This window comes from Streptomyces sp. NPDC056486, assembly GCF_042795295.1.
Classification (GTDB): Bacteria; Actinomycetota; Actinomycetes; order Streptomycetales; family Streptomycetaceae; genus Streptomyces.
The window spans coordinates 18617-41473 of record NZ_JBHTSF010000081.1 but is presented as its reverse complement, the minus strand read 5'-3'; the positions used below and the strand labels follow the sequence as shown (position 1 = coordinate 41473).

The following is a 22857-nucleotide window of genomic DNA, read 5'->3' as shown; positions in this document are numbered from 1 at the left end:
GAAAGATTTCAGCCCGTCCGGCGCTCGAGGACGAACTCGGCGAAGCCGGTGATGACGGCACGCACAAGGCCCAGGGGCCGGCTACCCCGCCACAAACGTTCCCGCGGCCTTGTCGTGCCAGCACTGCCGCCAGGGCCTGTCGAACACGCACCACAGGACCCCGACGATCCCGATGACCAGGACCCCCGGCACCACATAGACGAGCCACCGCTTCAACGCCGTCCCGAACGTCGGCGTCTCGTGCTCCTCCATGTCCCGCACCTGGAGACCGAGGACCTTCTTCCCCAGCGTCCGCCCCCACTTGGCCGTCGGCAGCACCTCATAGAGGACGCCGAAGAGGAGCAGCACGGCAAGGACCATCCCGAGGTACCCCGCCGTGGTGCCGTCGAGCAGCCATACGGTGACCTTCTCGCCGGACATCTTCGCCGCGTCGATCTTGCTGTCGACGTGATCGGCGGCCTTCGTGCCGAGCGGCAGCGCCGCGGCCCCGGTCACGGCCACAAGGAGAACGGTGTCGATGAGCCGGGCGGCGAACCGCTTGCCGAGCCCGGCGGGCCGACCCGCCGCCTGGTTCTGCGCCATCGCGAGGAACGGGTCGCTCGCCACCGGCTTCCACGGCACGACGGGCGGCTGCTGCCCGTCGCCCTCGGCGAGCTGATGCACCTGCTGCGCCCACGAGGGCGAGCCCCCGCCGGGCCCCGATGTCATGGGCGAGACCGAGCCACCCGGTGCACCGCCCTGCTGCGGAACGGACGGCTGAGCGGGGGCGGGAGTGGGGGCGGGTGCAGGAGCGGGGGCCGGGGCCGGGGCAGGTGCTGCGGCCTGGGGAGGTACGGAGGTCTGCCCGGGCGCCGGAGCCTGCTGCGCCGCCGCACCGGCCGACTTCGGGCGGAGCGCCCGGATCGCCATGGTGCCTTCGGTGGCGGGCGAGGCCGCGGTGGGGCGCACCGGCCCTGCGGGCCTGCGGAACGTCACCGTGCCCTCCGCCGTCGGGGGCTGCTGCTGATTCGACGGCTGATTCGACTGCTGATGCGACGGCGTACCTGCCCCGCCCGGCTTGATCGCACGGATCTGCACGGTGCCGGGCCCGTTCGTCTCCGAAGGAGGAGAGGAGGAGGGAGAGGGAGAGGGAGAGGCAGACGGGGAAGAGGAGGGGGTGTCCGCCGGGGGCGACGCACTCGGCACCCGCGGGTCCGCTGAACCCGGAGCACTCCGCTGCTCAGGCCCTCCCCACGAGATCCGCTGCTCCTGCTCGCCACCGAGCCCCGCCTGCCGAGCCGAATCCGCCTGCCACGCGGAGGCAGGTTCGGGCCTGGTCCCGTGCTGCGAGGCATCGGCATCAGCCGCGCCGCCCGATGCCTCAGGCACAGGCGAGGACGCGGGCGACGACGCGGGCATGGGCTCTTCGTCGAAGAAGTGCGGACCGGTCTCCTCCGCGGGCAGGGACGCCGGCGCGGGCGCCGCTCCCGAAGCTCCCGGAGGCGCGAGGAGCAATTCCCCGTCGGTCGGAGCGGGACGGCTGGTCCCGGGCACCCAGGCCGCGCCGTTCCAGTACCGGACATATCCGGGAATGGAAGGATCGGGGTAGTAGCCTTCGCGGGGCCTGTCGTCGCCTGGGGCCGGAGTTGGGGCGCTCATGTCCGTCGTCCCGTATCTGCTCGGGGGTCTTTTTGAGGCTCCACATCTATCAGACCTCTGCGTCCCCCTGCGCGGGTCCTGCCCCACAGACCACTATCCGGGCACAGTTCGCCCTCGTACGGAAAAAGTTTCCGGAACCCGCGTAACGCTCCGCCCCCACCGCGCTCTCTCCTTGCACGGACCCGCTCAAGGGCCCTGAACAAGGAAGGAACAGCACCGACATGCACACCGTGGTGGAACGCGAGCTTGAGCTCAAACTCGTCCTCTCGCCGGAACGCGCCATCCCCGTTCCGGCCCGCCTGACCTACCGCACCGAAGATCCCTACGCCGTCCATATCGCCTTCCACATCGGATCCGATCACCCCGTGAACTGGACGTTCGCCCGCGAACTCCTGGTCGAGGGAGTGTTCAGGCCCTGCGGGCACGGCGACGTCCGGGTCTGGCCGACCAAGGTCGACGGGCGCAGCGTCGTTCTGATGGCGCTGAGTTCACCCGACGGTGACGCCCTCCTAGAGGCACCGGCGCCCGCCGTGTCCGCCTGGCTCGAGCGCACGCTGCGGGTGGTCCCTCCGGGCTCTGAGGCTGAGCGGCTCGGCATCGACGACGGCCTCGCCGAGCTGCTCACACCGACCACGGGCCGCGGCGACGAGCTCTGGCTGCGCGACCCCTGGCCCTCGGACGAGTCCAAGGACGGTGAGTGAGCTCCGCCGCCACGGGGGCGACGCACCAGGAGCTGGGCCGGGATCAGAACAGCTTGCCGGGGTTGAGGAGGGAGAGCGGGTCGAAGGCGGCCTTGATGGAGCGCTGCACCTCCACGCCCACCGGGCCGATCTCGCGTGCGAGCCACTCCTTCTTGAGGACGCCCACGCCGTGCTCGCCGGTGATCGTGCCGCCGAGTTCCAGGCCCAGGGCCATGATCTCGTCGAAGGACTCGCGGGCGCGGCGGCCCTCGTCGATGTCGGTCGCGTCGAAGCAGACCGTGGGGTGGGTGTTGCCGTCGCCCGCGTGCGCGCAGACCCCGATCGTGAGGCTGTACTTATCGGCGATGCGGTCGACGCCCTCGAGCATGTCGGCGAGCTTCGAGCGCGGCACGCACACGTCGTCGATCATCGTCGTGCCCTTGACGGCTTCGAGCGCGGTGAGCGACAACCGCCGCGCCTGGAGCAGCAGTTCGGACTCTGCCGCATCTTCGGCCGGGACCACCTGGGTGGCGCCCGCGGCCTCGCAGAGCGCGCCGACGGCCGCGAGGTCCGCGGCGGGGTCCGACGTGTCGAAGGCGGCGAGGAGCAGCGCTTCGGTGGTCTCCGGGAGGCCCATGTTGGCAAGGGCGTTCACGGCCCTGATGGTCGTACGGTCCATCAGTTCCAGGAGTGAGGGGACGTGCCCCCCTTCCATGATCTTGCATACGGCGTCGCAGGCGGCCTTCGCCGAGCCGAATTCGGCGGCCAGGACGAGCTGTTGGGGCGGCTGCGGCTTCAGGGCGAGGGTCGCGCGGACGACGATGCCGAGGCTGCCCTCGGAGCCGACGAAGAGGCGTGTGAGGTCGTAGCCGGCGACGCCCTTGGCCGTGCGCCGTCCGGTGCTCATGAGGCGACCGTCGGCGAGAACGACGTCGAGCCCGAGGACGTACTCCGCCGTGACCCCGTACTTCACGCAGCACAGGCCGCCCGAGGCCGTGCCGATGTTCCCGCCGATGGTGCAGGTCTCCCAACTGGACGGGTCCGGCGGGTAGTAGAGACCTTGTTCGTTCACTGCGCGGGAGAGCGTGGCGTTGACGACGCCCGGTTCGACGACCGCGATCCGGTCGACGGGGTTGATCTCCAGGATGCGGTCCATCTTGACCAGGGAAAGGACGATGCAGCCCTCGCTGGCGTTCGCGCCGCCCGAGAGGCCCGTGCGGGCGCCCTGCGGCACCACCGGGATCCGTAGCTCGGTCGCGGTGCGCATGACGTGCTGGACCTGCTCGACGGTGCGTGGCAGGACGACGACGGCCGGGGTGCCCGCGTCGCAGAAGCTCGCCATGTCGTTCGCGTAGGAGGACGTGATGTCAGGGTCCGTGAGGACGGCCTCGGCGGGAAGGCCGTCGTGGCCCTCATGGCCCTCGTGGAGGAGTTCGATGAGTGTGCGGCTCATGATCACAGCCTCGCACCCGGGGCCATCGGTGTGAACCCGTGTGCGACGCCGGTCCACATGCCGGGATGTGCTCTTCATATTGACGCACAGTGGGCGCCATGGAGATCGAGAGCCGGTCCGAGTCCGTGACCCCGACCGCACCCCGCGTCTGGAGCGAGTCGCCACGGAGCTCGCGCCGCTCCCGTCTCGTGCGGCGGGCGCTGATCGGCTCCGTCGCCGGGTGCGTGGTGCTCGGCGGTGTCCTGGTGCTGCGGCCCGGCGCGGGCGGGGAGGCGCCGCCGCCCGCTCTCGGGCCCGCCGGGCGGGCGATGGCGGCGGCGGGTGCCGGGGCTCCCGCGGCGCTGCCCGACCTCACGGTCCTTATCGGGGAGCGGGAGGCGCATCTGCGGAAGAATCCCGGTGACGACGAGTCGTGGGCGGTGCTCGGGGCCGCCTACGTCGAGCGGGGTCAGCGGACCGCGGACTCCGCGTACTACCCCAGGGCCGAGAAGGCGTTGCGTACGTCGCTGAAGACGCGGCCGCAGGGGAACGCGCGGGCGCTGACGGGTATGGCGGTGCTCGCGAACGCGCGGCACGACTTCCGCGGGGCGAAGAAGTGGGCCCAGAGCGCGGTGAAGCTGGCGCCGAAGAGGTGGTCGACGTATCCCTCCCTCATCGACGCGTACAGCGGCCTCGGCGATGTGAAGGGCGTGGAGAAGGCCCTGGAGACCCTCCAGGAGCTGAACTCGGACAGCACCTCTGTGATGGCGCGCTCCGGGCAGGTCTACCGGGACCGCGGCTGGCGCGAGAACGCCGCCGTGGCGCTGATGGACGCGGCGGCGCTCGCGGAGGGGCCCGCGCAGAAGGCGGCCTGTGTGTACCTGGAGGGCGAGCTCGCATGGGAGCGGGGCGAGCCCGCGGAGGCCCTGCGCTACTACGAGTCGGCACTGGCCTCGGACCCGGACCACCACCCTTCCCTCGCCGGGAAGGGCCGGGCGCTCGCGGCTCTCGGCCGTACGTCGGAGGCGCTACGTTCCTACCAGAACGCGCTGGTCAGGCAGCCCGCGCCGGAGTACGCCCTGGCCCTTGGCGAGTTGTACGAGTCGCTGCACCTGACGCCGGCCGCGCGGGCTCAGTACGACGTGCTGCGGGCCCGGGTGAAGCAGGAGGGGGTCAACGGCGTCAACGACGAACGGATCCTCGGCCTCTTCGAGGCGGACCACGGGGACGCGGATGAGGCGGTGGAGCGGCTGCGGGCGGAGTTCAAGCGCCACGGGAGTCCGGAGGTGGCGGACGCGTTGGGCTGGGCGCTGTATCGGGCCGGTGAGGGCAAGGAGGCCCTGAAGTACGCGACGCGGGCCACGGACAAGGGGCCGCGGAGCGCGTTGTTCGCTTACCACCGGGGTGAGATCGAGCGGGAGCTCGAAAAGTACGGGGCTGCGCGGCGGCATATCGGCGAGGCGCTGCGCCTCAACCCCCACTTCTCGCCGCTCCTCGTCCCGGATGCCAGGGAGGCCCTGAAGGCCCTGGGCGACCCCCCGGACGGCGGCCCGGACCAGATGTACGCCCCGGGCCCCCCTCCGGCGGCTGCACCCCCGGGCCCCCCTCGCCCAACCCAACAAAGCTGACCCCCACCTCTTCACCTGCGGGCCGTCCCCACCGTCCTGTCCCGGCGCTCCGCGCCGGATCTCTCCCACCCACCCACCCGATCACCCCGCATCACAGGGCTACGGGAAGACCCGCCGCGATGCGGGGCAATCGGGCGGGTGGGCGCGCGATGACGCCCTACGTGCGCGGCCCCGACCCGGGGCAATCGGGCGGGTGGGCGGGGAGCATCCGGCGCGGAGCGCCGGGACAGGCGCAACCGCCCACCGGCCGAAGGCGGACCACGAGCAGGCACCCCGCGTGCACGGTTACACGCAGGGTGATCGGGCGGGTGGGCGGGGAGACATCCGGCGCGGAGCGCCGGGACAGGGGCAGCCAGCCACCAGCCGCGGGCGGACGGCAAGCAGCACCCCACGCACACGTCCGCTACAAGCGCGCCGTGCCGATCAGGGCGTTGCGGGTGATCAGGTTGGTGAGGGCCGGTTCCGGGAGGGAATGAGTGGACGGAGGGCGCAAGGGGAGGACCATGTAGCGGGTCTCCGCGCTGGAGTCCCAGACCGTGATCTCCACCCCGGAGGGCACCGCGAGGCCGAACTCCGCAAGAACCGCCCTCGGTTCCCGCACCACCCGCGACCGATACGCCTCACTCTTGTACCAGCTGGGGGAAGGCCCGAGCAGCCGTACCGGATAGCAGGAGCAGAGGGTGCAGACGACCACGTTGTGCGTGTGGGCGGTGTTCTCCACCACCCGGAGGCGTTGGGGCTGGACGCCGCCCGCCGCGTAACCCAGCTCCGCCACCGCAGACGTACCGTCCGCAAGGAGACGCTCCTTGAACGCCGGGTCTGTCCAGGCCCGCGCCACGACCCGCGCCCCGTTCAGCGGCGACGACCCCGCGAGGAACGCGTCGAGGGCCTCGTCCAGAGCAGCCCCGGCGACGATCCCCCGCTCCTCCAACAGGGTTTCCAAGTGACGTACTTGGCGGGAGATCGCCGCATCCGAGTGCGTACCGGACATCAGCTGCCCCCCGATTCCTGTACCGATTCCTGTACCGATTCCGGTTCCAGGTAGCTCTCCCACAGATCAAGGACCACCCCGTGGTCCCCCTCACCCCACAGCTCCCGCGCAGCGAACCGCACCGCGTACACCTGCTCCACGGGCGCGTCCCCCCGCCCCTGCGAGCTGACGTCTGCCAGCGCGTGCCGCCCCTCGGGTTCGAGCACCACGCCCCGCTTGCCCCGGGCGTAGCGCGGCAGGCGGGTGTGGTGGGCCGGGTCGTGGTGGACGGTGCGGACCTCCGCGCCCGCGACAAAGCGGTCAGGCATCGAGATCACCCTCAGCCAGCTCGCCTTCCGCCACCACACCCTTGCGCACCAACAGCACCCGGATCGCGTGGAACCACCGCTCGTAGTACGACGCCGCCAGGTACTCCCCCGGCGGCATCGTCTCGACCGCGTCCCTGAACTCGTCCAGGTTGTAGACGCCTTCACGCACCAGCGCGCTGTTGAGCGCGAACACCCGCGCCTCCCAGTCCGCGTGGAAGGGCTCCGTGTCGTCGGTGGTGTCGATGGGCCCGAAACCCGTCATCCCGCCGACGTCGTTGATCCTGGCCATGTCCGCACTCTAGCCAGCAACGGGCCCCGGGTCCCCGAATCCCCGGGTCCTACAGGTTGCCCCGCTTCTCCTGCTCCCGCTCGATCGCCTGGAACAGGGCCTTGAAGTTGCCCTTGCCGAAGCCCATCGAGCCGTGCCGCTCGATCATCTCGAAGAAGACCGTCGGGCGGTCCTGGACCGGCTTGGTGAAGATCTGGAGCAGGTAGCCGTCCTCGTCGCGGTCGACCAGGATCTTCAGCTCGCGCAGGGTGTCGACGGGGACGCGCGTCTCGCCCGCCCACTCCCCCAGCGTGTCGTAGTACGAGTCCGGCGTGTCGAGGAACTGGACGCCGGCCGCGCGCATGGTGCGTACGGACTCCACGATGTCGTTCGTGGCGAGCGCGATGTGCTGGACGCCCGCGCCGCCGTAGAACTCCAGGTACTCGTCGATCTGGGACTTCTTCTTGGCGATGGCGGGCTCATTGATCGGGAACTTCACCTTCAACGTCCCGTCAGCGACCACCTTGGACATCAGCGCGCTGTACTCCGTGGCGATGTCGTCGCCCACGAACTCCTTCATGTTCGTGAAGCCCATGACCTTGTTGTAGAAGGCGACCCACTCGTTCATCTTGCCGAGCTCGACGTTGCCGACGCAGTGGTCGATCGCCTGGAAGGTCCGCTTGGCGGGCCCCTCGACGATCGGGGAGGCGGCCTTGAATCCGGGCAGGTAGGGGCCGTCGTAGCCGGTGCGGTCGACGAGGGTGTGGCGGGTCTTGCCGTACGTCGCGATGGCGGCGAGGACGACCGTGCCGTGCTCGTCCTTGACCTCGTAGGGCTCGGTGATCCCGCGGGCACCGTGCTCGACGGCGTACGCGTACGCGGCGCGCGCGTCCGGCACCTCGATGGCGAGGTCGACGACGCCGTCGCCGTGCTCGGCGACGTGGCCCTCGATGAAGTGGCCCCAGTCGGTCGAGGCCTTGATGACGGAGGTGAGGACGAAGCGGGCGCCGCCGTTGGTGAGCACGTACGACGCGGTCTCGCGGCTGCCCGTCTCCGGTCCGGAGTACGCCACGAGTTTCATGCCGAAGGCCGTGGAGTAGTAGTGCGCCGCCTGCTTGGCGTTGCCCACGGCGAAGACGACCGCGTCCATTCCCTTGACCGGGAAGGGGTCGGCCTCGCGCGCGGTGTGGGGGGTGGTGGCCGTGTGCTGAGTGTTCGCAGTAGTCGCCATGTCCGCAGGCTCCCGCCGTATCGCAAGGTGCGCAATAGTTTGCGTTTTCAGTGGGCAATCTGCCCAGCGACAGGTCACGATCAGCGGGCTATCTGTACATCATGACCACCCCACGAGCGGAGAAGAACGCACCATGACGATCGATCATCTGGACGGCAGGCTCATCGTGCTGCTCGCCCGCGAACCCCGCATCGGTGTCCTGGAGGCGTCGCGCCGCCTCGGCATCGCGCGCGGGACCGTGCAGGCCCGGATGGACCGTCTTCAGTCGAACGGAGTCATCCGCGGCTTCGGCCCCGAGGTCGACCCCGCCGCCCTGGGCTACCCCGTCACCGCCTTCGCCACGCTGGAGATCAAACAGGGCCAGGGCGCCGACGTACGGGCGCATTTGGCCACCGTCGCCGAGGTCCTCGAACTGCACACCATCACCGGCCACGGAGACATGCTCTGCCGTCTCGTCGCGCGTTCGAACGCGGATCTCCAACGTGTGATCGACCGGGTCCTGGGTTTTGATGGCATCGTCCGGGCCTCCACGGCGATCGTCATGGAGAACCCTGTTCCGCTGCGGATCATCCCGCTGGTCGAACAGGCGTCAGAAGACACCTGATGCGGGTAAGTAGCTGCGGGTAGACAAGAGAACGAACGGCCGAACAAGCACAACGAACAGCACGAACAGCACGAACAGCCGAACAGACACAGCGCGGTACGCCCCCACGACGTACGCGGCACGCGGGCACCGGGAGCCTCCCGGCGCCGTCTGAACCGCGCCTGGGCGAGGTGAGCAGTTCAGTGAACTTCTGGGACTACCTCGGCAACCGCCACCAGCAGTTGCTGACGGACGCGTACCAGCACGCCAGTGCGGTCTTCCAGTGCATGGTCGTGGCGACCGTCATCGGAGTACTGATCGGCGTCATCACGTACCGCAGCGACTGGGCGGGCAATCTGGCCACGACCGCGACCTCCACCATCCTGACCGTCCCCTCGCTCGCCATGATCGGTCTGCTGATCCCCGTCGTCGGCCTCGGTGTCGCCCCGACGGTCATCGCACTGACCCTCTACGGCCTGCTCCCCATCGTGCGCAACGCCATCGTCGGCCTGCGCGGCGTCGACCCCTCACTGGTCGACGCCGCGAAAGGCATCGGCATGTCGCGTGCCGCGCGCCTGGTGAAGGTGGAGCTGCCGATCGCCTGGCCGCCGATCCTGACCGGCATCCGCGTCTCGACGCAGATGCTGATGGGCATCGCGGCCATCGCCGCGTACGCGTCGGGGCCCGGCCTCGGCAACGAGATCTTCCGCGGCATCGGCTCGCTCGGCAGCAAGAACGCGCTCAACCAGGTGCTCGCGGGCACGCTCGGCATCATCATCCTGGCGCTGCTCTTCGACGCCGCGTACGTACTGATCGGCCGCCTGACCATCTCGAGGGGTATCCGTGTCTGAGACCACCGCGACCAACACCGACGACGGGGCGACGGCCGCGGGTGCGGCGGCCCCGAACGCCACCACGGGCGCGACGATCGAGCTGGAGAACCTCACCAAGCGGTACGCGGGCAGCAACGACCCCGCGGTGGACAGCGTCAGCATGGAGATCAAGGCGGGTGAGATCGTCATCCTCGTCGGCCCGTCGGGCTGCGGTAAGTCGACCACGCTGAAGATGATCAACCGGCTCATCGAGCCGTCGAGCGGCCGCATCCGCATCGGCGGCGAGGACGTCACCGACATGGACCCGGTCAAGCTGCGCCGCAAGATCGGGTACGCGATCCAGTCGTCCGGGCTCTTCCCCCACATGACGGTCGCCCAGAACATCGCTCTCGTACCGAAGATGATCGGCTGGGGAAAGTCGAAGATCAAGAATCGGGTCGAGGAGATGCTCGACCTCGTCGGGCTCGACCCGGCCGAGTTCCACGGCCGCTATCCGCGCCAGCTCTCCGGCGGACAGCAGCAGCGCGTCGGCGTGGCGCGGGCCCTGGCGGCCGATCCGCCCGTCCTCCTGATGGACGAACCCTTCGGCGCGGTCGACCCGATCACCCGCGACCACCTCCAGGACGAGCTGATCCGGCTCCAGCACGAGCTGCACAAGACGATCGTCTTCGTCACGCACGACTTCGACGAGGCCATCAAGCTCGGGGACCGCATCGCGGTGCTCAGAGAGCGCTCGCACATCGCGCAGTTCGACACCCCGGAAGCCATCCTCACCAACCCCGCCGACGACTTCGTCTCCGGTTTCGTGGGCGCGGGCGCGGCCCTGAAGCGGCTCAACCTCACCCGCGTACGCGATGTGGAGATCGCCGACTTCGCGACGGTGACCGTCGACGACCCGCTCCAGGACATCTTCGACAAGCTGCGTGACAGCGGCACGAACGAACTGCTGCTCCTGGACAAGCGCCGCCGTCCCTACAAGTGGCTGCGGCGCGGCGATCTGATGCGCGCCGATGGTTCGCTTGCCCGCGCGGGCACCCTCGTCCACGACACCGTCACCCGCGACGCCACCCTGCGCGACGCGCTCGAAGCGGTCCTCACGGACAACGCGGGGCGGGTCGCGGTCACCGGGCGGCGCGGCGAGTTCACCGGCGTCGTGGACATGCAGACCCTGATGAACTCCGTCCACGAAATGCTGGAGGCCGACCGGCTCGACGCCGTGGAGCACCAGCATGAACTGCAGGAACAGCGTTCCCTGGTGACCCACCACGAGCAGGAGGGCGACGGAGGGGCGGCGCAGGCGTGAGCGGCACCCCCGGGGGCAACCCCCGGATCCCCGAGCACAAGCCGTCGCCCGGCGGCGGACCCGATCCACGGTCCGGCGACGGGCCAGGACCACGGCCCGACGGCGAGCACGAGGTCAAGGGCCACCGCTTCCGCGACACGGGCGAGGCTGCCGAGCAGGAGGCCCCGCCCCCGCCATCGGCGTCGGCCACGGGCCGGGCGCGGCGGCGGATCGGCTGGCAGAAGCTGACCGTCCTGCCCGCGTTCCTGATCGTGCTCCTGCTGCTCACCTGGTGGTGGTTCCAGCGGGCCGACCTGGACTCGATCTCCACGAACGCCCTGGCGGACGGCAATGTCTGGCTCAGGCTCCGCCAGCACATCCAGCTGACGGTGATCTCCACCTTCTTCGTGCTGATCATCGCGATCCCGCTCGGCATCCTGCTGACCCGCAAGAAGCTCCGCAAGGGGGCGCCCGTCGCGATGGCCCTGGCCAACATCGGCCAGGCGACACCGGCGATCGGCCTCCTCGCCCTCCTGGTGATCTGGATCGGCATCGGCGAGAAGGCGGCCCTGATCGGCATCATCATCTACGCCGTCCTGCCGGTCCTCTCCAACACGATCGCGGGCCTGAACGCCAATGACCCGACCCTCCTGGAGGCCGCGCGCGGCATCGGCATGTCGGCGTGGGGAGTCCTCGGCAAGGTCGAACTCCCGCTGGCCGTACCGCTGATCCTCGCGGGTGTGCGCACCGCGCTCGTCCTGAACGTCGGCACGGCGACGCTCGCCACGTTCGGCGGTGGCGGCGGGCTCGGCGACCTCATCACCACCGGGATCACCAACCAGCGGATGCCGGTGCTCATGCTCGGCTCGATCCTGACGATCGCGCTCGCGCTGCTCGTGGACTGGCTGGCCTCCCTGGCCGAACTGGTCCTGCGTCCGCGCGGCTTGGAGGCGGGGTCATGAGGACGAGGACGAGAGTGAAGCCGAGGATGACGTTGCGTACGGCGGCCGTCGGTGTCGTGGGCGGGGCCCTCCTGGTGAGCTGCGGCCTCACCAGCGGCAGCCCGATGGTGGACGACGTCAAGCCGGGCACGATCGGCAAGGGGCTGCCTCTGAAGGGCACCGACCTCACCGTCGCGTCCAAGGAGTTCACCGAGCAGCTGATCCTCGGCGCGATCATGGGCATCGCCTTCGAGGCGGCAGGCGCGGATGTCCTCGACCGGACGGGCATCCAGGGCTCGATCGGCGCCCGCGAGGCCGTCAAGAGCGGTGACGCGGACGCCATGTACGAGTACACGGGCACCGCCTGGATCACGTACCTCGGCAACTCCGAGCCCATCGACGACCCGCAGAAGCAGTGGGAGGCGGTGCGCAAGGCGGACGCGAAGAACGGCATCACCTGGCTGCCGCCCGCCGAGCTCAACAACACCTACGCGCTTGCCGTCAACCGGAAGAACGAGGCCAAGTACAAGCCGAAGACGCTCTCCGACGTGGCGGCCCTGTCGAAGTCGGACCCGAAGGCGGTCACGCTGTGCGTGGAGAGCGAGTTCTCCTCGCGCGAGGACGGTCTGCCGGGCATGAAGAAGGAGTACGGGATGCAGATCCCCAACTCCAACATCACCAAGATGGACACCGGGATCATCTACACCCAGGTCTCCAAGGGGTCGTGCGTGTTCGGCGAGGTCTTCACCACGGACGGCCGCATCAAGGCGATGGACCTGGCGGTGATGAAGGACGACAAGCACTTCTTCCCCAACTACAACGCCGCCCCGTCGATCAACGCCAAGGCGCTGAAGGAGCATCCGGAGATCGCGGAGGTCCTGGACCCCATCACGAAGAAGCTGAACAACACGGTGGCGCAGGAGCTGAACTCCAAGGTGGATGTGGACGGCCAGGACCCGCATGAAGTCGCGAAGAAGTGGCTGATCCAGGAGGGGTTCGTCAAGGAGTAGACCTGGCTGGGCACTTACCGGAGTCACAGCCTCCAGAAGTTACAAAGACTCCGTTGCAAAGAAATGGTTGCAACGGAGTCTTTGCATGCCTACGCTCGCAGACATGACGGAACAGCCGCAGCCTCAGAAAGCCCGTACGCTCGACGCCCGTTCTTTGCGAGGCATCGCTCACCCCTTGCGGATGCGGCTACTCGGTTCGTTGCGCATCGATGGCCCGGCCACGGCGTCCCAACTCGCGTCCCGGTTCAGTGAATCGAGTGGCTCGACCAGCTACCACCTGCGCCAACTCGCGGCACACGGCTTCGTCGAGGACGACCCGCAGCCCGGCAAGGGGCGGGAGCGGTGGTGGCGGGCGACGCATCAGTACACGGAGTTCAGCGACACGCTCACCCGCGACGCGGACCCGGCGGTACGCGGGGCAGCCGCCCTGTACATGCACGAGGTCGCGGCCCTGCACGCCGAGGCCCTGTCCACCTGGGTCGGCACAAGCCACGAATGGCCCGAGGAGTGGCAGGCCAGCGCGGACATCAGTGACACGGCCCTGCGACTCACTCCGGCACTGGCGAGCGAGCTGGACGAGAAGGTCCGTCAACTGATCGAAAGCTACCGCGAGTCGGCGCCCACGGAAGACGACCCGCAGGCCGAACTCGTACGCATCCACACGCACGTGTTCCCGACGCGACGACCCGACTGAGAGGGACCGCCAGCCATGCACCCGGACGTACACCTTCTGCTGCACCACACCCGCGCCGCCGAACTCCACCAAGCGGCACCCTTACGGAGGCACCACACCCACCTGCGTACTCAACTGGGCTGGACGATGGTCGAGTTAGGCCTACGCCTGGTCAGCAGCTCGGAACTTTCCCGCCCTTGTCCAGCGCCCGCAGCGACTCGACCGTTTCCTTCAGTGTCGTGATCGGAATCAGCCGCAGCCCCTTCGGCAGCTCCGCCTGAGCGTCCGAGCACTCGGCCTTGGGGACCAGGAAGACCGTCGCCCCGTCCCTCTTCGCGGCCTGGGTCTTCATCGAGACTCCGCCGACCGGGCCGACCTCGCCGTCGTCGGCGATCGTGCCGGTGCCCGCGATCTTCCGGCCGCCCGTCAGGTCCCCGCCGCTGCCGTTGCCGTCGAGCAGGTCGATGATGCCGAGCGAGAGGAAGAGCCCCGCGCTCGGGCCCCCGATCTTGCCGAGGTCGACCTTCACCTTCACCTTGTCGGTGCCGTCCACGCCGTTCTCTTCCAAGTAGGAGAGCGCGGCCCGCGTGGCCGTGTCCTGCGACTTCTTCATGTCGCCGAGGTTGTGCTTCTCGACTTCCTTCACGTTGTTGCCGGTGGGGTACACCGAGTCCTTGGGCATCACGGAGCGGTCCGTACGGAACCAGCCGTCCACCACGTCGCTCAGGCTCACGTCCGTGTCGGGCCCCGTGGCCACGATCGTCGTCATCCGCAGCTGCCCGCTCGTCTCGCGGGTGGGCGCACCGGTGATCGTGATGACCCGCTTGCCCTCGCTCGTGCCCAGTACGTTCGCCGTCGACCCCGGCTGGGCCACGGCGAACGGCAGCGGCGCGAGGCCGGCGACGGCGAACAGGGCGACCACGGGCACGGCACAGACGGCGAGGACCTTGGGGCGCGTGAGACGAGAGAGGGAGAACACGGAATCAATCTAACGTGATCGGATCAGCGGACAGGACTCAGCGCAGGGCGTCGGCCACTTCGCGGGCCGCATCCACCACCCGTGGCCCCACCCGCTCCGGCACGGAGTCCGACAGCATGACGACTCCGACGCTGCCCTCTATCCCCGTCACGCCGACCAGAGGCGCCGCCGCTCCACTCGCGCCCGCCTCCAGCTCCCCGTGCGTGAGCGCGTACCCCGGATCGGTGGCGAGGCCCTGCCGGGCGGCGAGGATCGCCCGGCCCGCGGCGCCCCGGTCCAGGGGGTGCCTGAAGCCGGTGCGGTAGGCCACGTGGTAATCCGTCCAGGTGGGCTCGACGACGGCGACGGCGAGGGCTTCGGTGCCGTCGACGAGGGTCAGATGCGCGGTCGCCCCTATGTCCTCGGCGAGGGAGCGCAACGCGGGCAGCGCGGCCTCCCGCACCAGCGGATGCACCTGGCGGCCTAGCCGCAGGACACCGAGTCCGACCCTGGCCCGGCCGCCCAGGTCACGGCGGACCAGCGCGTGCTGCTCAAGGGTGGCGAGGAGGCGGTACACCACGGTGCGGTTCACACCGAGCTTGTTCGAAAGCTCGGTGACGGTGAGCCCGTGATCGGTGTCGGCCAACAGCTTGAGGACACGCAGTCCCCGGTCGAGCGTCTGGGAAGTCTCCGCGGTCACGACGCCCACTCCTTAGATGAGGGTCGACGGCCCCTTTACGCGGCGGTTGCGTCGCCGGTCCCGTGGGCGACGCGCGTCAGAGGCCGCCGGTCGGAACTCCGGCTGCGCTCCGCGGCGGCGCTGCCACGGGGCGTGTACGTTTCGGGGACATTAGCGAGGCCGTCCCGCTCAGCGGAAGACTCCGTCCAGAATCCGGGCACGAGACGAGCTGTTAGGGGCGCATTGCCCCTATACGCGGGGGCCCGCCGTCGGACGTACGCACGACTCCCGCACACGGAACGCACCCGTCCTCCCCCGCCGCCCCGGGCCCAGGAAGCCTCCGACCGCGCCGGGCCCTACTTCATGCGGGTGGCCCACTCCCCGACCTTCGCGATCCGCTGCCGCAGCTGCCCACCGGTGGCCTCCGCGCTGGGCGGGCCGCCACACGTGCGGCGCAGCTCGGTGTGGATCACGCCGTGCGGCTTCCCGCTCTGGTGGGAGTACGCGCCGACCATCGTGTTGAGCTGCTTGCGCAGTTCGAGCATCTCCTTGTGGGAGACCACGGGCCGCCGCTCGGCGGGCAGTTCGAGAAGGTCGGCCTCGTCGTCGGGCCGCTTCTTGCTGTGCGCGATCTGCCGCGCCTGCCGCTTCTGGAGCAGCATCTGCACCTGGTCGGGTTCGAGGAGCCCGGGGATGCCGAGATAGTCCTGCTCCTCCTCGCTCCCGGGGTGCGCCTGCATCCCGAACTCGGCGCCGTCGAAGAGAACCCGGTCGAAGACGGCGTCGGACTCCAGCGCCTCGAAGGAGAACTGCTCCTGCTCGCCGGTGTCCTCGTCCTCCTCCTTGTTCGCCTCGTCCATCTCCTTCTCGGACTCGGCGTAGGGGTCCTCTTCCCCCTCCTTCTTCGGCTTGTCGAGCACGTGGTCGCGCTCGACCTCCATCTCGTTGGCATGGCCGAGCAGGTCGGGGACCGTGGGCAGGAAGACCGACGCGGTCTCGCCGCGCCGCCGGGAACGTACGAAACGGCCGACGGCCTGCGCGAAGAAGAGCGGCGTCGAGATGGTGGTCGCGTACACACCCACCGCGAGGCGCGGCACGTCGACGCCCTCGGAGACCATCCGGACCGCGACCATCCACCGGTCGTTGCTCGCGGTGAAGTCGTCGATGCGCTTGGACGCGCCGGTGTCGTCGGAGAGGACGACGGTGGCCTTCTCCCCGGTGAGCTCGCGGATCAGCTTGGCGTACGAGCGTGCGGAGTCCTGGTCCGAGGCGATCACGAGCCCGCCCGCGTCCGGGATGGCCTTCCTGACCTCGGTGAGGCGCTTGTCGGCGGCCTTGAGGACGTTCGGCATCCACTCGCCGCGCGCGTCCAGGGCCGTCCGCCAGGCCTGCGAGATGGCGTCCTTGGTCATCGGCTCGCCGAGCCGCGCCGCGATCTCGTCACCGGCCTTGGTGCGCCACCGCATGTTGCCGGAGTAGGAGAGGAAGATGACGGGACGGACGACGCCGTCGCCGAGCGCGCTCCCGTATCCGTACGTGTAATCGGCGGCCGACCGCCGGATGCCGTCGTTCCCCTCCTCGTACGCGACGAAGGGGATCGGGTTGGTGTCGGACCGGAAGGGCGTACCGGTGAGCGCGAGGCGCCGCGTGGCGGGTTCGAAGGCTTCGAGGCAGGCCTCGCCCCAGGACTTCGAGTCACCGGCGTGGTGGATCTCGTCGAGGATGACGAGGGTCTTGCGCTGCTCGACCCGATTCCGGTGCAGCATGGGCCGCACGCCGACACCGGCGTACGTGATGGCGACGCCTTGGTACTCCTTGCTGAGCGGCCCCGCGCTGTACTCGGGGTCCAGCTTGATCCCTATCTTGGCGGCGGCCTCCGCCCACTGCTTCTTCAGGTGCTCGGTCGGCGCGACCACCGTCACCTGCTGCACGACATGGTGGTGCAGCAGCCAGGAGGCGAGCGTCAGCGCGAACGTCGTCTTGCCTGCGCCGGGTGTCGCGACGGCGAGGAAGTCACGCGGCTGCTCCTGGAGGTACCGCTCCATCGCCCCCTGCTGCCAGGCGCGCAGCTTGTTGGCGGTGCCCCAGGGGGCGCGGCCGGGGAAGGCGGGAGAGAGGTGGTGGGACGAGGCGGAGTTGGCGGCGGTGGTAGTCACGGTCTCCGGTTTTTGGCAGCTCGGGTACGTACGACAACCGGGCCACCCTACCGGTGTTGTGTTGACGCGCGGCTGATGACGATGCGGGGTCAGGGGTGGGTGCGACGGGTGTCACACGGCTTGCTCAGGGCGTACGTTCCTTCAGCCGCGTGCCCACCCAGGCCCCCACCAGGGCGACTGCCGCCATCGGCAGGAAGACGGCGACGAAGGCCACCGGGTGGGACCCGCTCGCCTCGCCCGCGCCATGTGCGACACCCACCGTTCCCCCGCCCAGCGCGGCGAACGCGGCGCCGCCGATGGCCAGCAGCAGGGCGTTGGAGAGGCCGTCGGAGATCTGGAGGGCGGCGGAGTTCGCGCCCGCGTCCTTCGGGGGTGAGAGGCGCAGGAGCAGCACGCTCGTCGAGCCGATCACCGTGCCCATGCCGAAGCAGCCGAAGGCCCAGGCGACGGCGACGATCCACACCGGGACGGCGGCGATCAGCACGGTCGGCGCGGTCGCGATGGCAGCGGCGACCAGCACCATTCCGGTCACCATCAGCCGCGTCCGGTACGTCTCCATGCGCGGCCGGGACTGTACGTACGAACCCGCTGCCCAGGTCGCCCCACCGACGGCCAGCGAGAGCCCGGCCAGGGTCGGCGAGAGCCCGCGCTGGGTGACCAGCATCAGGGGCACGAAAGACTCGGCGGCGATGAAGGAGCCGGCGGCGATGCCCCGCAGGAGCACGACGGAGGGCAGGCCACGGACGGCCCGGTACGTGCCGCGCGGGAGAAGACCGAGCACGGCGGGCACGAGCACGACCGCCCCGAGCGCTGCGGGCAGCAGCGACAGCCACCGCAAGTCCTGCCCGGCGTACTGGAGGAGCCCGGCCCCCAGCGAGATCCCGAGCGCGAGCCGGATGCGGCGTCGGTCGAAGGGCCCGGCGGGCGCATCGGAGACGGGCCCGGCGGCCCTGCGCCGGATCTGCGGCAGGGCGAGCGCGAGCGGCGCCGCGACGAGTACCGGGATCCCGACGAAGACCCACCGCCACCCCAGGTGCTCGGTGACCGTCCCCGCGACGAGCGGCCCGACCACGGACGGCACGACCCAGCTGGCCGCGAACGCCGCGAGGATGGACGGACGCAGGTGCTCCGGGTAGGCGCGGCTGACGACGACGTACAGCGCGACGATGACGAGACCGCCGCCGAGCCCCTGCACGGCGCGGCCCAGGATGAACATCCACATGGCCCCGGCGGTCCCGGACAGCAGCAGCCCCGCCGCGAAGCCGCCGATCCCGGTGGCGAGCGGTCCAAGGGGCCCGCGCCGGTCGGCCCACTGCCCCGAGAGCACCATGCCGAAGAGGCTGGTGGTGAAGTACGCGGAGAAGGCGAAGGCGTAGAGGGAGACCCCGTCCAGCTCACGGGCGGCCACCGGCATCGCGGTCCCGACAGCGGTCGCCTCGAAGGCGATGAGCAGGACCACGGAGACGATGCCGAGACTGAGCGCCCGGTAGGGGGCACGCAGGATCCCGCCCTCCAGCTCGGAGGGCGGGACTATCGGGGCGGCAGCGACCTCGGCGTCGCGCGGTTCCAGGGCGCTCATGTCCGCCAGCGTAAGGGGCGTAGCTGCTGGTGGCCCCTGTCCGAGGTCGGTGGCCTTCTGGTCCCTTGGTCGTACGCCTCCGCTGCCGTCGCTGGCCCTGGCGATCGGGAAGCGCTCACGCGACCGGTGGCTGGTATCACCTGGCTACCTTGATACCGAGCCGGTATCATCGATGTATGGCGATGACACTTCGACTCCCCGACGACCTCGACCAGGCCCTCACCGAGCGCGCCCGCCGCGAGCGGCGCAGCAAGCAGGAGCTCGCCATCGAGGCCATCCGCGACGCCCAGAACCGAGCCGAGCTGAAGGTCGATGACGTCCTGGCCGAGCTGATGGACAGCGACGCGGAGATCCTGGACTACCTCAAGTGACCGAAGTGCGGTATGTCCAGATCGACGAGATCCTCACGATCGCCCGCACGGTCAACCGTACTGAACACAGCGTGCGCGACATGGGGCTGCTGGTCTCAGCGATCGAACGGCCCCGGACCAACGTGTTCGGGATCGAGGTATATCCCACCCTCCACGCGAAGGCGGCGGCCCTGCTGCACTCGATTGCCCGCAACCACGCGCTGATCGACGGCAACAAGCCCACCGCCTGGCTGGCGACGCGCTTCTTCCTGCGAGTCAACGGCGTGAGCGCTGCTGTCCGCCCGCCACACGTCTCTGTCGCGGGCCCATTCGTCGAGGAAGTCGCTCAGGACAACATCGACGTGCCGACCATCGCCAAGCGTCTGTCGGCCTGGTTCCCCGTCTCCTGACGGCATCAAGGGACAGGCGTGACGACCTTGACAGCAGGTCAGCGCTCGGTTGCGGCGTACGTGACGAAGTCACCCCATGCGGCGGGGGCGAAGGCCAGCTGGGGGCCTTGGGGGATCTTGGAGTCGCGGAGGTGGATGGTGGCGGGGGTGGTGGCTACCTCTACGCAGTCCTCGCCGTTACTGCTGCTGCTGTAGCTGCTCTTGTGCCACTCCAGGGCGACCTCGACGCAATCGCCGGACTCGTTGCTGCTGCTATAGCTGCTCTTGAACCACTCCAGCCCGGAGGCGTCTCCGGCAGAAGCCTTGCGGGTCATGTCTCTCCCAGCACTTGCTCGATGAAGGCCAGTGACTGTCGTGGCCTGAGGGCCTGAGCCCGGATCATCCCATAGCGCAACTCAAGGATCCTGAGCTGCTTCGGGTCGGAAACAGGGCGTCCGCCGAACGCCCCATCGGAGCGCCCCACTGCCGTGCCGTCATGGAATTTCAGCACTTCGATCAGCCCTCCCATTCCGGCATGGTCCTCGCAGTCGAGCGGCATCACTTGGAAGGTGACATTCCGCAACTGGGCTACCACCACGAGGTGTTCGAGCTGCCGACGCAGCATCATTCTTCCTCCGATGGTGCGCCGTAGCGTCGCCTCCTCCTGCACAAAGTTCAGGGTTGGCGCAGGCGAACGTTCGAAGACCGCCCGCCGGGCCATACGCGCTGCCACGTCTCGCTCCACTTGATCCTGCGTGTAAGAGGGGTGCCGCATCTCGAACAGTGCCCGCATGTGCTCTTCGGTTTGCAGCAGACCGTGGATGTTGTGATGGCTGTAGAGCCCGATCTCGACCGCCTGCGCCTCCAGCTTCGCCAGATCCCTGGCCTTCTTCGGGTACCGCGCCTTCTCCATGTCCTTCTTCATCGCGGAGACGAGTCCTCCAGCACCGAGGACCTCGTCCACCTTGTCCAGATACTCAGGGCGCGGGATTCTTGCCCCGCGCTCCACCTTCCGGACCTGGTCCTCCCCGTACCCAAGCGCCTCCGCGAACTCGGCCACGCGAAGGCCCGCCGCTTCCCTCCGCAGCTTGAGCTGGTGACCGACCACCTCTACCACCGCACTGATCTCGTCCTCAGGGTCGACGTCCCAACCAGGCTCATCCGCCCCGCCGTTACGTTCATCGCCGCCACGTTCCACGTCCATCGCGCCACCTCCGACGTACCGTCCAAGCCCAACGCGCACTCGTACCCGTACGTCACCCGGGACAGCCGGGACAAGCCAGGACAAGCGCGGGACAAACGCGGTACGCACAGCCCGCGCCGCTGTTCACGGTACGCACGCACCGCCACGCTGAGTGACGTGAATCAAGAAACCATCCGGACCCCGATCCCCGTACACCAGTTCACGATCCTGCTGTCCGCCACCCGCAGAGGCGCCCGCCTGGCACGGCTCCTTGCGGGTGAGCAACTGCGCTCCTGGGGGCTGCCGTTCGAGGCGGCGGAGCAGATCGTCGCCGAGCTGGCGAGCAACGCCGCGCTGCACGGTCACGTACCGGGCAGAAGCTTCCGCCTGGCGCTCAGGCTCACCGAGGCGGCCACGCTCCGTATCGAGGTGACGGACGCGAGGGCGGACCGCAGCCCACCGGCAGACGCGCAACTCCCGCCCGCCGATGCCGAGTCAGGCCGAGGTCTACTCCTCGTTGCCGCCCTGTCCGACCGCTGGGGCACCAAGCTGGGCTCGCCCCTCTGCAAAACAATCTGGGCGGAAATCAACCTCTCCATCCACATGTGACCCCATCGGGGTTTCCACGCCCTGGTGGACCCGCGACCGGCGGGGCGCGACATCAAGAACGTAAGAAACGAGGGAGAGAACCCCTCCAACCCACCCCAAACCCCGCCGCCGTCACTCACATGGGTGATCTCCCCCAACGCAACTGGCGCATATGCCAGTTCGCGGTGCAAGCTCGGCCTCGACAACTCCAGACACAAGACGGCCCCCGCCGGGACTGCAATCCCAAGGCGAGGGCCTGACACCAAGGAAGCAGGACCTTCCCGATGGCTGATCAGCAGCTTAACGCGCCCCCGTGCGCACCGCCCCTCGTTCCCTCCTCTGGGATCGGACACGTCAACCGCCGCCACGCGGAGCGCTTCACCGTGGTCGGCAACCACCTCACCCAGCACCCCGAGCTGACCCTCACGGCGATCGGCCTGGCCGCCCACATCCAGTCGCTGCCCACAGGCGCCAAGGTCAGCATCAAACGCCTGGCCGACCGCTTCCCCGAGGGGGAGGTCCGCATCGCCGCCGCCCTGCGCGAACTGGAAACCCACGGCTACCTCACCCGCACCCGGGAACGCCTGCTGTCCGGCCACGTGATTACGCGAACGGTGTCGTACAACAACCCGCCCGCGATGGCGGCAGCTCAGCCACCGCCGAGGCCCACCCCGGCGCCCCCAAAAGCTCCCCGGCCCCTCCCCCTCCCCGCCGCGCACGACACCGCCGCGACCACCCTCCTCACGGACCTGCGGCGCCACGACCCCCGCCTCCTGCTCGCCGAACGGGACGTACACCGCCTCGCACCGGCTGCCACGGCCTGGCTGGAGCGCGGCATCTCTCCGGAAGCAGTGCGCCGCACACTCACCGCAGCGCTCCCCACCGCCCCGATCCACCACCCGGCAGCCCTGCTGGCCCACCGCCTGACAGAGTTCCTCCCACCCCCGCTCCCGCCCACCCCGGCGGCCCCATCCCGCCCGGACCCCCTCCATAACTGCGACCACTGCGACCGAGCCTTCCGCGCCCCGCAGCCGGGCCACTGCCGCGAGTGCACGGCGCTCTCCGCTACGGCGGCGGCGTAGACCGAAAGCAGAGCCAGAAGGGAGCCGCGAGATCCACGCAGCGAAGGGCTTGATTAGCGTGGTTTCTGTGGGTGGGGGCTGAGCGAGCCTCCACCCCCTGTGGGTCCACTCGGGCCGGTGGGGGCTGGCTTTCGCCGCCTGATGTTCGGACGTGGCCACAGGGTTGGCACCGGGGTTTACACGACACGGCAGGCCCGGCCCCGTGAACGGTGTCAATGATCGTGGCCGCCCCGAAGCCCGGCCACCACCAACAGACAAAAGACGCAGCAACAGCAACGACGGCTGCTACTGCGGGCGGCAGGCGGCAGGCGGCAGGCGGCAGGCGGCAGGCGGCAGGCGGCAGGCGGCAGGCGGCAGGCGGCAGGCGGCAGGCGGCAGGCGGCAGGCGGCAGGCG

General features: G+C 69.5%; 24 protein-coding genes. 12 read left to right on the top strand and 12 right to left on the bottom strand.

Annotated features, from left to right (window positions below):
* Nucleotides 1-81 precede the first annotated feature (81 nt).
* Complete coding sequence (locus ACFQ7F_RS27790) at nucleotides 82-1638, bottom strand: RDD family protein (RefSeq protein ID WP_383275629.1); 1557 nt, start codon at nucleotides 1636-1638, stop codon at nucleotides 82-84.
* Nucleotides 1639-1859: 221 nt separating this feature from the next.
* Here ACFQ7F_RS27790 and ACFQ7F_RS27785 point away from each other — a divergent pair, with 221 nt between their 5' ends.
* Complete coding sequence (locus ACFQ7F_RS27785; RefSeq protein ID WP_383275626.1) at nucleotides 1860-2339, top strand: SsgA family sporulation/cell division regulator; 480 nt, start codon at nucleotides 1860-1862, stop codon at nucleotides 2337-2339.
* Nucleotides 2340-2382: 43 nt separating this feature from the next.
* On the opposite strand, the gene ACFQ7F_RS27780 is transcribed toward ACFQ7F_RS27785, so the two are convergent.
* Nucleotides 2383-3771 carry an FAD-binding oxidoreductase gene (locus ACFQ7F_RS27780; RefSeq protein ID WP_383275624.1) on the bottom strand — a complete coding sequence of 463 codons (1389 nt, stop codon included), beginning with the start codon at nucleotides 3769-3771 and terminating at the stop codon, nucleotides 2383-2385.
* Between the two features lie 98 nt (nucleotides 3772-3869).
* On the opposite strand from ACFQ7F_RS27780, the gene ACFQ7F_RS27775 reads away from it, so the two are divergent.
* Nucleotides 3870-5378 (top strand): tetratricopeptide repeat protein, encoded by a 1509-nt coding sequence (locus tag ACFQ7F_RS27775; protein WP_383275620.1) that lies wholly within the window; start codon nucleotides 3870-3872, stop codon nucleotides 5376-5378.
* 403 nt (nucleotides 5379-5781) lie between these two features.
* Here ACFQ7F_RS27775 and nthA read toward each other — a convergent pair whose 3' ends face one another.
* Genes nthA through hppD form a run of 4 tightly spaced genes read right to left on the bottom strand, consistent with a single transcriptional unit; the run spans nucleotide 5782 to nucleotide 8176 of the window.
* Nucleotides 5782-6369 carry a nitrile hydratase subunit alpha gene (nthA, locus tag ACFQ7F_RS27770; protein ID WP_383275617.1) on the bottom strand — a complete coding sequence of 196 codons (588 nt, stop codon included), beginning with the start codon at nucleotides 6367-6369 and terminating at the stop codon, nucleotides 5782-5784.
* Complete coding sequence (locus ACFQ7F_RS27765) at nucleotides 6369-6677, bottom strand: SH3-like domain-containing protein (RefSeq protein ID WP_383275614.1); 309 nt, start codon at nucleotides 6675-6677, stop codon at nucleotides 6369-6371. Before ACFQ7F_RS27765 ends, nthA begins: the two co-directional genes overlap by 1 nt.
* Complete coding sequence (locus ACFQ7F_RS27760; RefSeq protein WP_383275611.1) at nucleotides 6670-6966, bottom strand: hypothetical protein; 297 nt, start codon at nucleotides 6964-6966, stop codon at nucleotides 6670-6672. The genes ACFQ7F_RS27765 and ACFQ7F_RS27760 overlap by 8 nt, the downstream gene beginning before the upstream one ends.
* Nucleotides 6967-7015: 49 nt before the next feature.
* A complete protein-coding gene (gene hppD, locus ACFQ7F_RS27755) occupies nucleotides 7016-8176 on the bottom strand; it encodes a 4-hydroxyphenylpyruvate dioxygenase (RefSeq protein WP_383275608.1) in 1161 nt (386 codons plus the stop codon).
* A 133-nt stretch (nucleotides 8177-8309) separates the two neighbouring features.
* On the opposite strand from hppD, the gene ACFQ7F_RS27750 reads away from it, so the two are divergent.
* From ACFQ7F_RS27750 to ACFQ7F_RS27725, 6 genes are all read left to right on the top strand, one after another.
* Entirely contained in the window at nucleotides 8310-8780 is a 471-nt protein-coding gene (locus tag ACFQ7F_RS27750; protein ID WP_383275605.1) for an Lrp/AsnC family transcriptional regulator, read from the top strand.
* Nucleotides 8781-8962: 182 nt separating this feature from the next.
* Nucleotides 8963-9610, top strand: a complete 648-nt coding sequence (locus tag ACFQ7F_RS27745; protein ID WP_383275641.1) for an ABC transporter permease — start codon at nucleotides 8963-8965, stop codon at nucleotides 9608-9610.
* Nucleotides 9603-10895, top strand: a complete 1293-nt coding sequence (locus tag ACFQ7F_RS27740) for a betaine/proline/choline family ABC transporter ATP-binding protein (RefSeq protein ID WP_383275602.1) — start codon at nucleotides 9603-9605, stop codon at nucleotides 10893-10895. The genes ACFQ7F_RS27745 and ACFQ7F_RS27740 overlap by 8 nt, the downstream gene beginning before the upstream one ends.
* A gap of 26 nt (nucleotides 10896-10921) precedes the next feature.
* On the top strand, nucleotides 10922-11836 hold the full coding sequence (locus tag ACFQ7F_RS27735; RefSeq protein WP_383275638.1) for an ABC transporter permease: 915 nt from the start codon (nucleotides 10922-10924) through the stop codon (nucleotides 11834-11836).
* Between the two features lie 26 nt (nucleotides 11837-11862).
* On the top strand, nucleotides 11863-12825 hold the full coding sequence (locus ACFQ7F_RS27730) for a glycine betaine ABC transporter substrate-binding protein (protein WP_383275599.1): 963 nt from the start codon (nucleotides 11863-11865) through the stop codon (nucleotides 12823-12825).
* An 85-nt stretch (nucleotides 12826-12910) separates the two neighbouring features.
* Nucleotides 12911-13519 (top strand): helix-turn-helix domain-containing protein, encoded by a 609-nt coding sequence (locus tag ACFQ7F_RS27725; protein WP_383275596.1) that lies wholly within the window; start codon nucleotides 12911-12913, stop codon nucleotides 13517-13519.
* A 151-nt stretch (nucleotides 13520-13670) separates the two neighbouring features.
* Here the strand turns inward: ACFQ7F_RS27725 and ACFQ7F_RS27720 are convergent, their stop codons facing one another.
* From ACFQ7F_RS27720 to ACFQ7F_RS27705, 4 genes are all read right to left on the bottom strand, one after another.
* Complete coding sequence (locus ACFQ7F_RS27720; protein WP_383275593.1) at nucleotides 13671-14477, bottom strand: S16 family serine protease; 807 nt, start codon at nucleotides 14475-14477, stop codon at nucleotides 13671-13673.
* A gap of 37 nt (nucleotides 14478-14514) precedes the next feature.
* On the bottom strand, nucleotides 14515-15156 hold the full coding sequence (locus ACFQ7F_RS27715) for an IclR family transcriptional regulator (RefSeq protein ID WP_190080202.1): 642 nt from the start codon (nucleotides 15154-15156) through the stop codon (nucleotides 14515-14517).
* Nucleotides 15157-15491: 335 nt separating this feature from the next.
* Nucleotides 15492-17291: a DEAD/DEAH box helicase gene (locus tag ACFQ7F_RS27710; RefSeq protein ID WP_383275589.1), complete on the bottom strand. Its 1800-nt coding sequence runs from the start codon at nucleotides 17289-17291 to the stop codon at nucleotides 15492-15494.
* Nucleotides 17292-17415: 124 nt separating this feature from the next.
* Nucleotides 17416-18870, bottom strand: coding sequence for an MFS transporter (locus ACFQ7F_RS27705; protein ID WP_383275586.1), 1455 nt, complete (start codon nucleotides 18868-18870; stop codon nucleotides 17416-17418).
* A gap of 176 nt (nucleotides 18871-19046) precedes the next feature.
* Here ACFQ7F_RS27705 and ACFQ7F_RS27700 point away from each other — a divergent pair, with 176 nt between their 5' ends.
* A complete protein-coding gene (locus tag ACFQ7F_RS27700) occupies nucleotides 19047-19241 on the top strand; it encodes a hypothetical protein (protein ID WP_383275583.1) in 195 nt (64 codons plus the stop codon).
* The gene (locus ACFQ7F_RS27695; protein ID WP_383275580.1) at nucleotides 19238-19630 is read left to right on the top strand and encodes a type II toxin-antitoxin system death-on-curing family toxin; all 393 of its coding nucleotides are present in this window, start codon (nucleotides 19238-19240) and stop codon (nucleotides 19628-19630) included. Before ACFQ7F_RS27700 ends, ACFQ7F_RS27695 begins: the two co-directional genes overlap by 4 nt.
* Nucleotides 19631-19668: 38 nt before the next feature.
* Here the strand turns inward: ACFQ7F_RS27695 and ACFQ7F_RS27690 are convergent, their stop codons facing one another.
* Together ACFQ7F_RS27690 and ACFQ7F_RS27685 are read right to left on the bottom strand one after the other, a co-directional pair.
* Nucleotides 19669-19944, bottom strand: a complete 276-nt coding sequence (locus ACFQ7F_RS27690) for a DUF397 domain-containing protein (protein ID WP_383275577.1) — start codon at nucleotides 19942-19944, stop codon at nucleotides 19669-19671.
* On the bottom strand, nucleotides 19941-20813 hold the full coding sequence (locus ACFQ7F_RS27685; protein WP_383275574.1) for a helix-turn-helix transcriptional regulator: 873 nt from the start codon (nucleotides 20811-20813) through the stop codon (nucleotides 19941-19943). Before ACFQ7F_RS27685 ends, ACFQ7F_RS27690 begins: the two co-directional genes overlap by 4 nt.
* Before the next feature lie 156 nt (nucleotides 20814-20969).
* Here ACFQ7F_RS27685 and ACFQ7F_RS27680 point away from each other — a divergent pair, with 156 nt between their 5' ends.
* Both ACFQ7F_RS27680 and ACFQ7F_RS27675 read left to right on the top strand, forming a co-directional pair.
* The gene (locus tag ACFQ7F_RS27680) at nucleotides 20970-21401 is read left to right on the top strand and encodes an ATP-binding protein (protein WP_383275571.1); all 432 of its coding nucleotides are present in this window, start codon (nucleotides 20970-20972) and stop codon (nucleotides 21399-21401) included.
* Between the two features lie 263 nt (nucleotides 21402-21664).
* Nucleotides 21665-22462, top strand: coding sequence for a helix-turn-helix domain-containing protein (locus ACFQ7F_RS27675; protein ID WP_383275568.1), 798 nt, complete (start codon nucleotides 21665-21667; stop codon nucleotides 22460-22462).
* The last annotated feature ends 395 nt before the right edge of the window (nucleotides 22463-22857 follow it).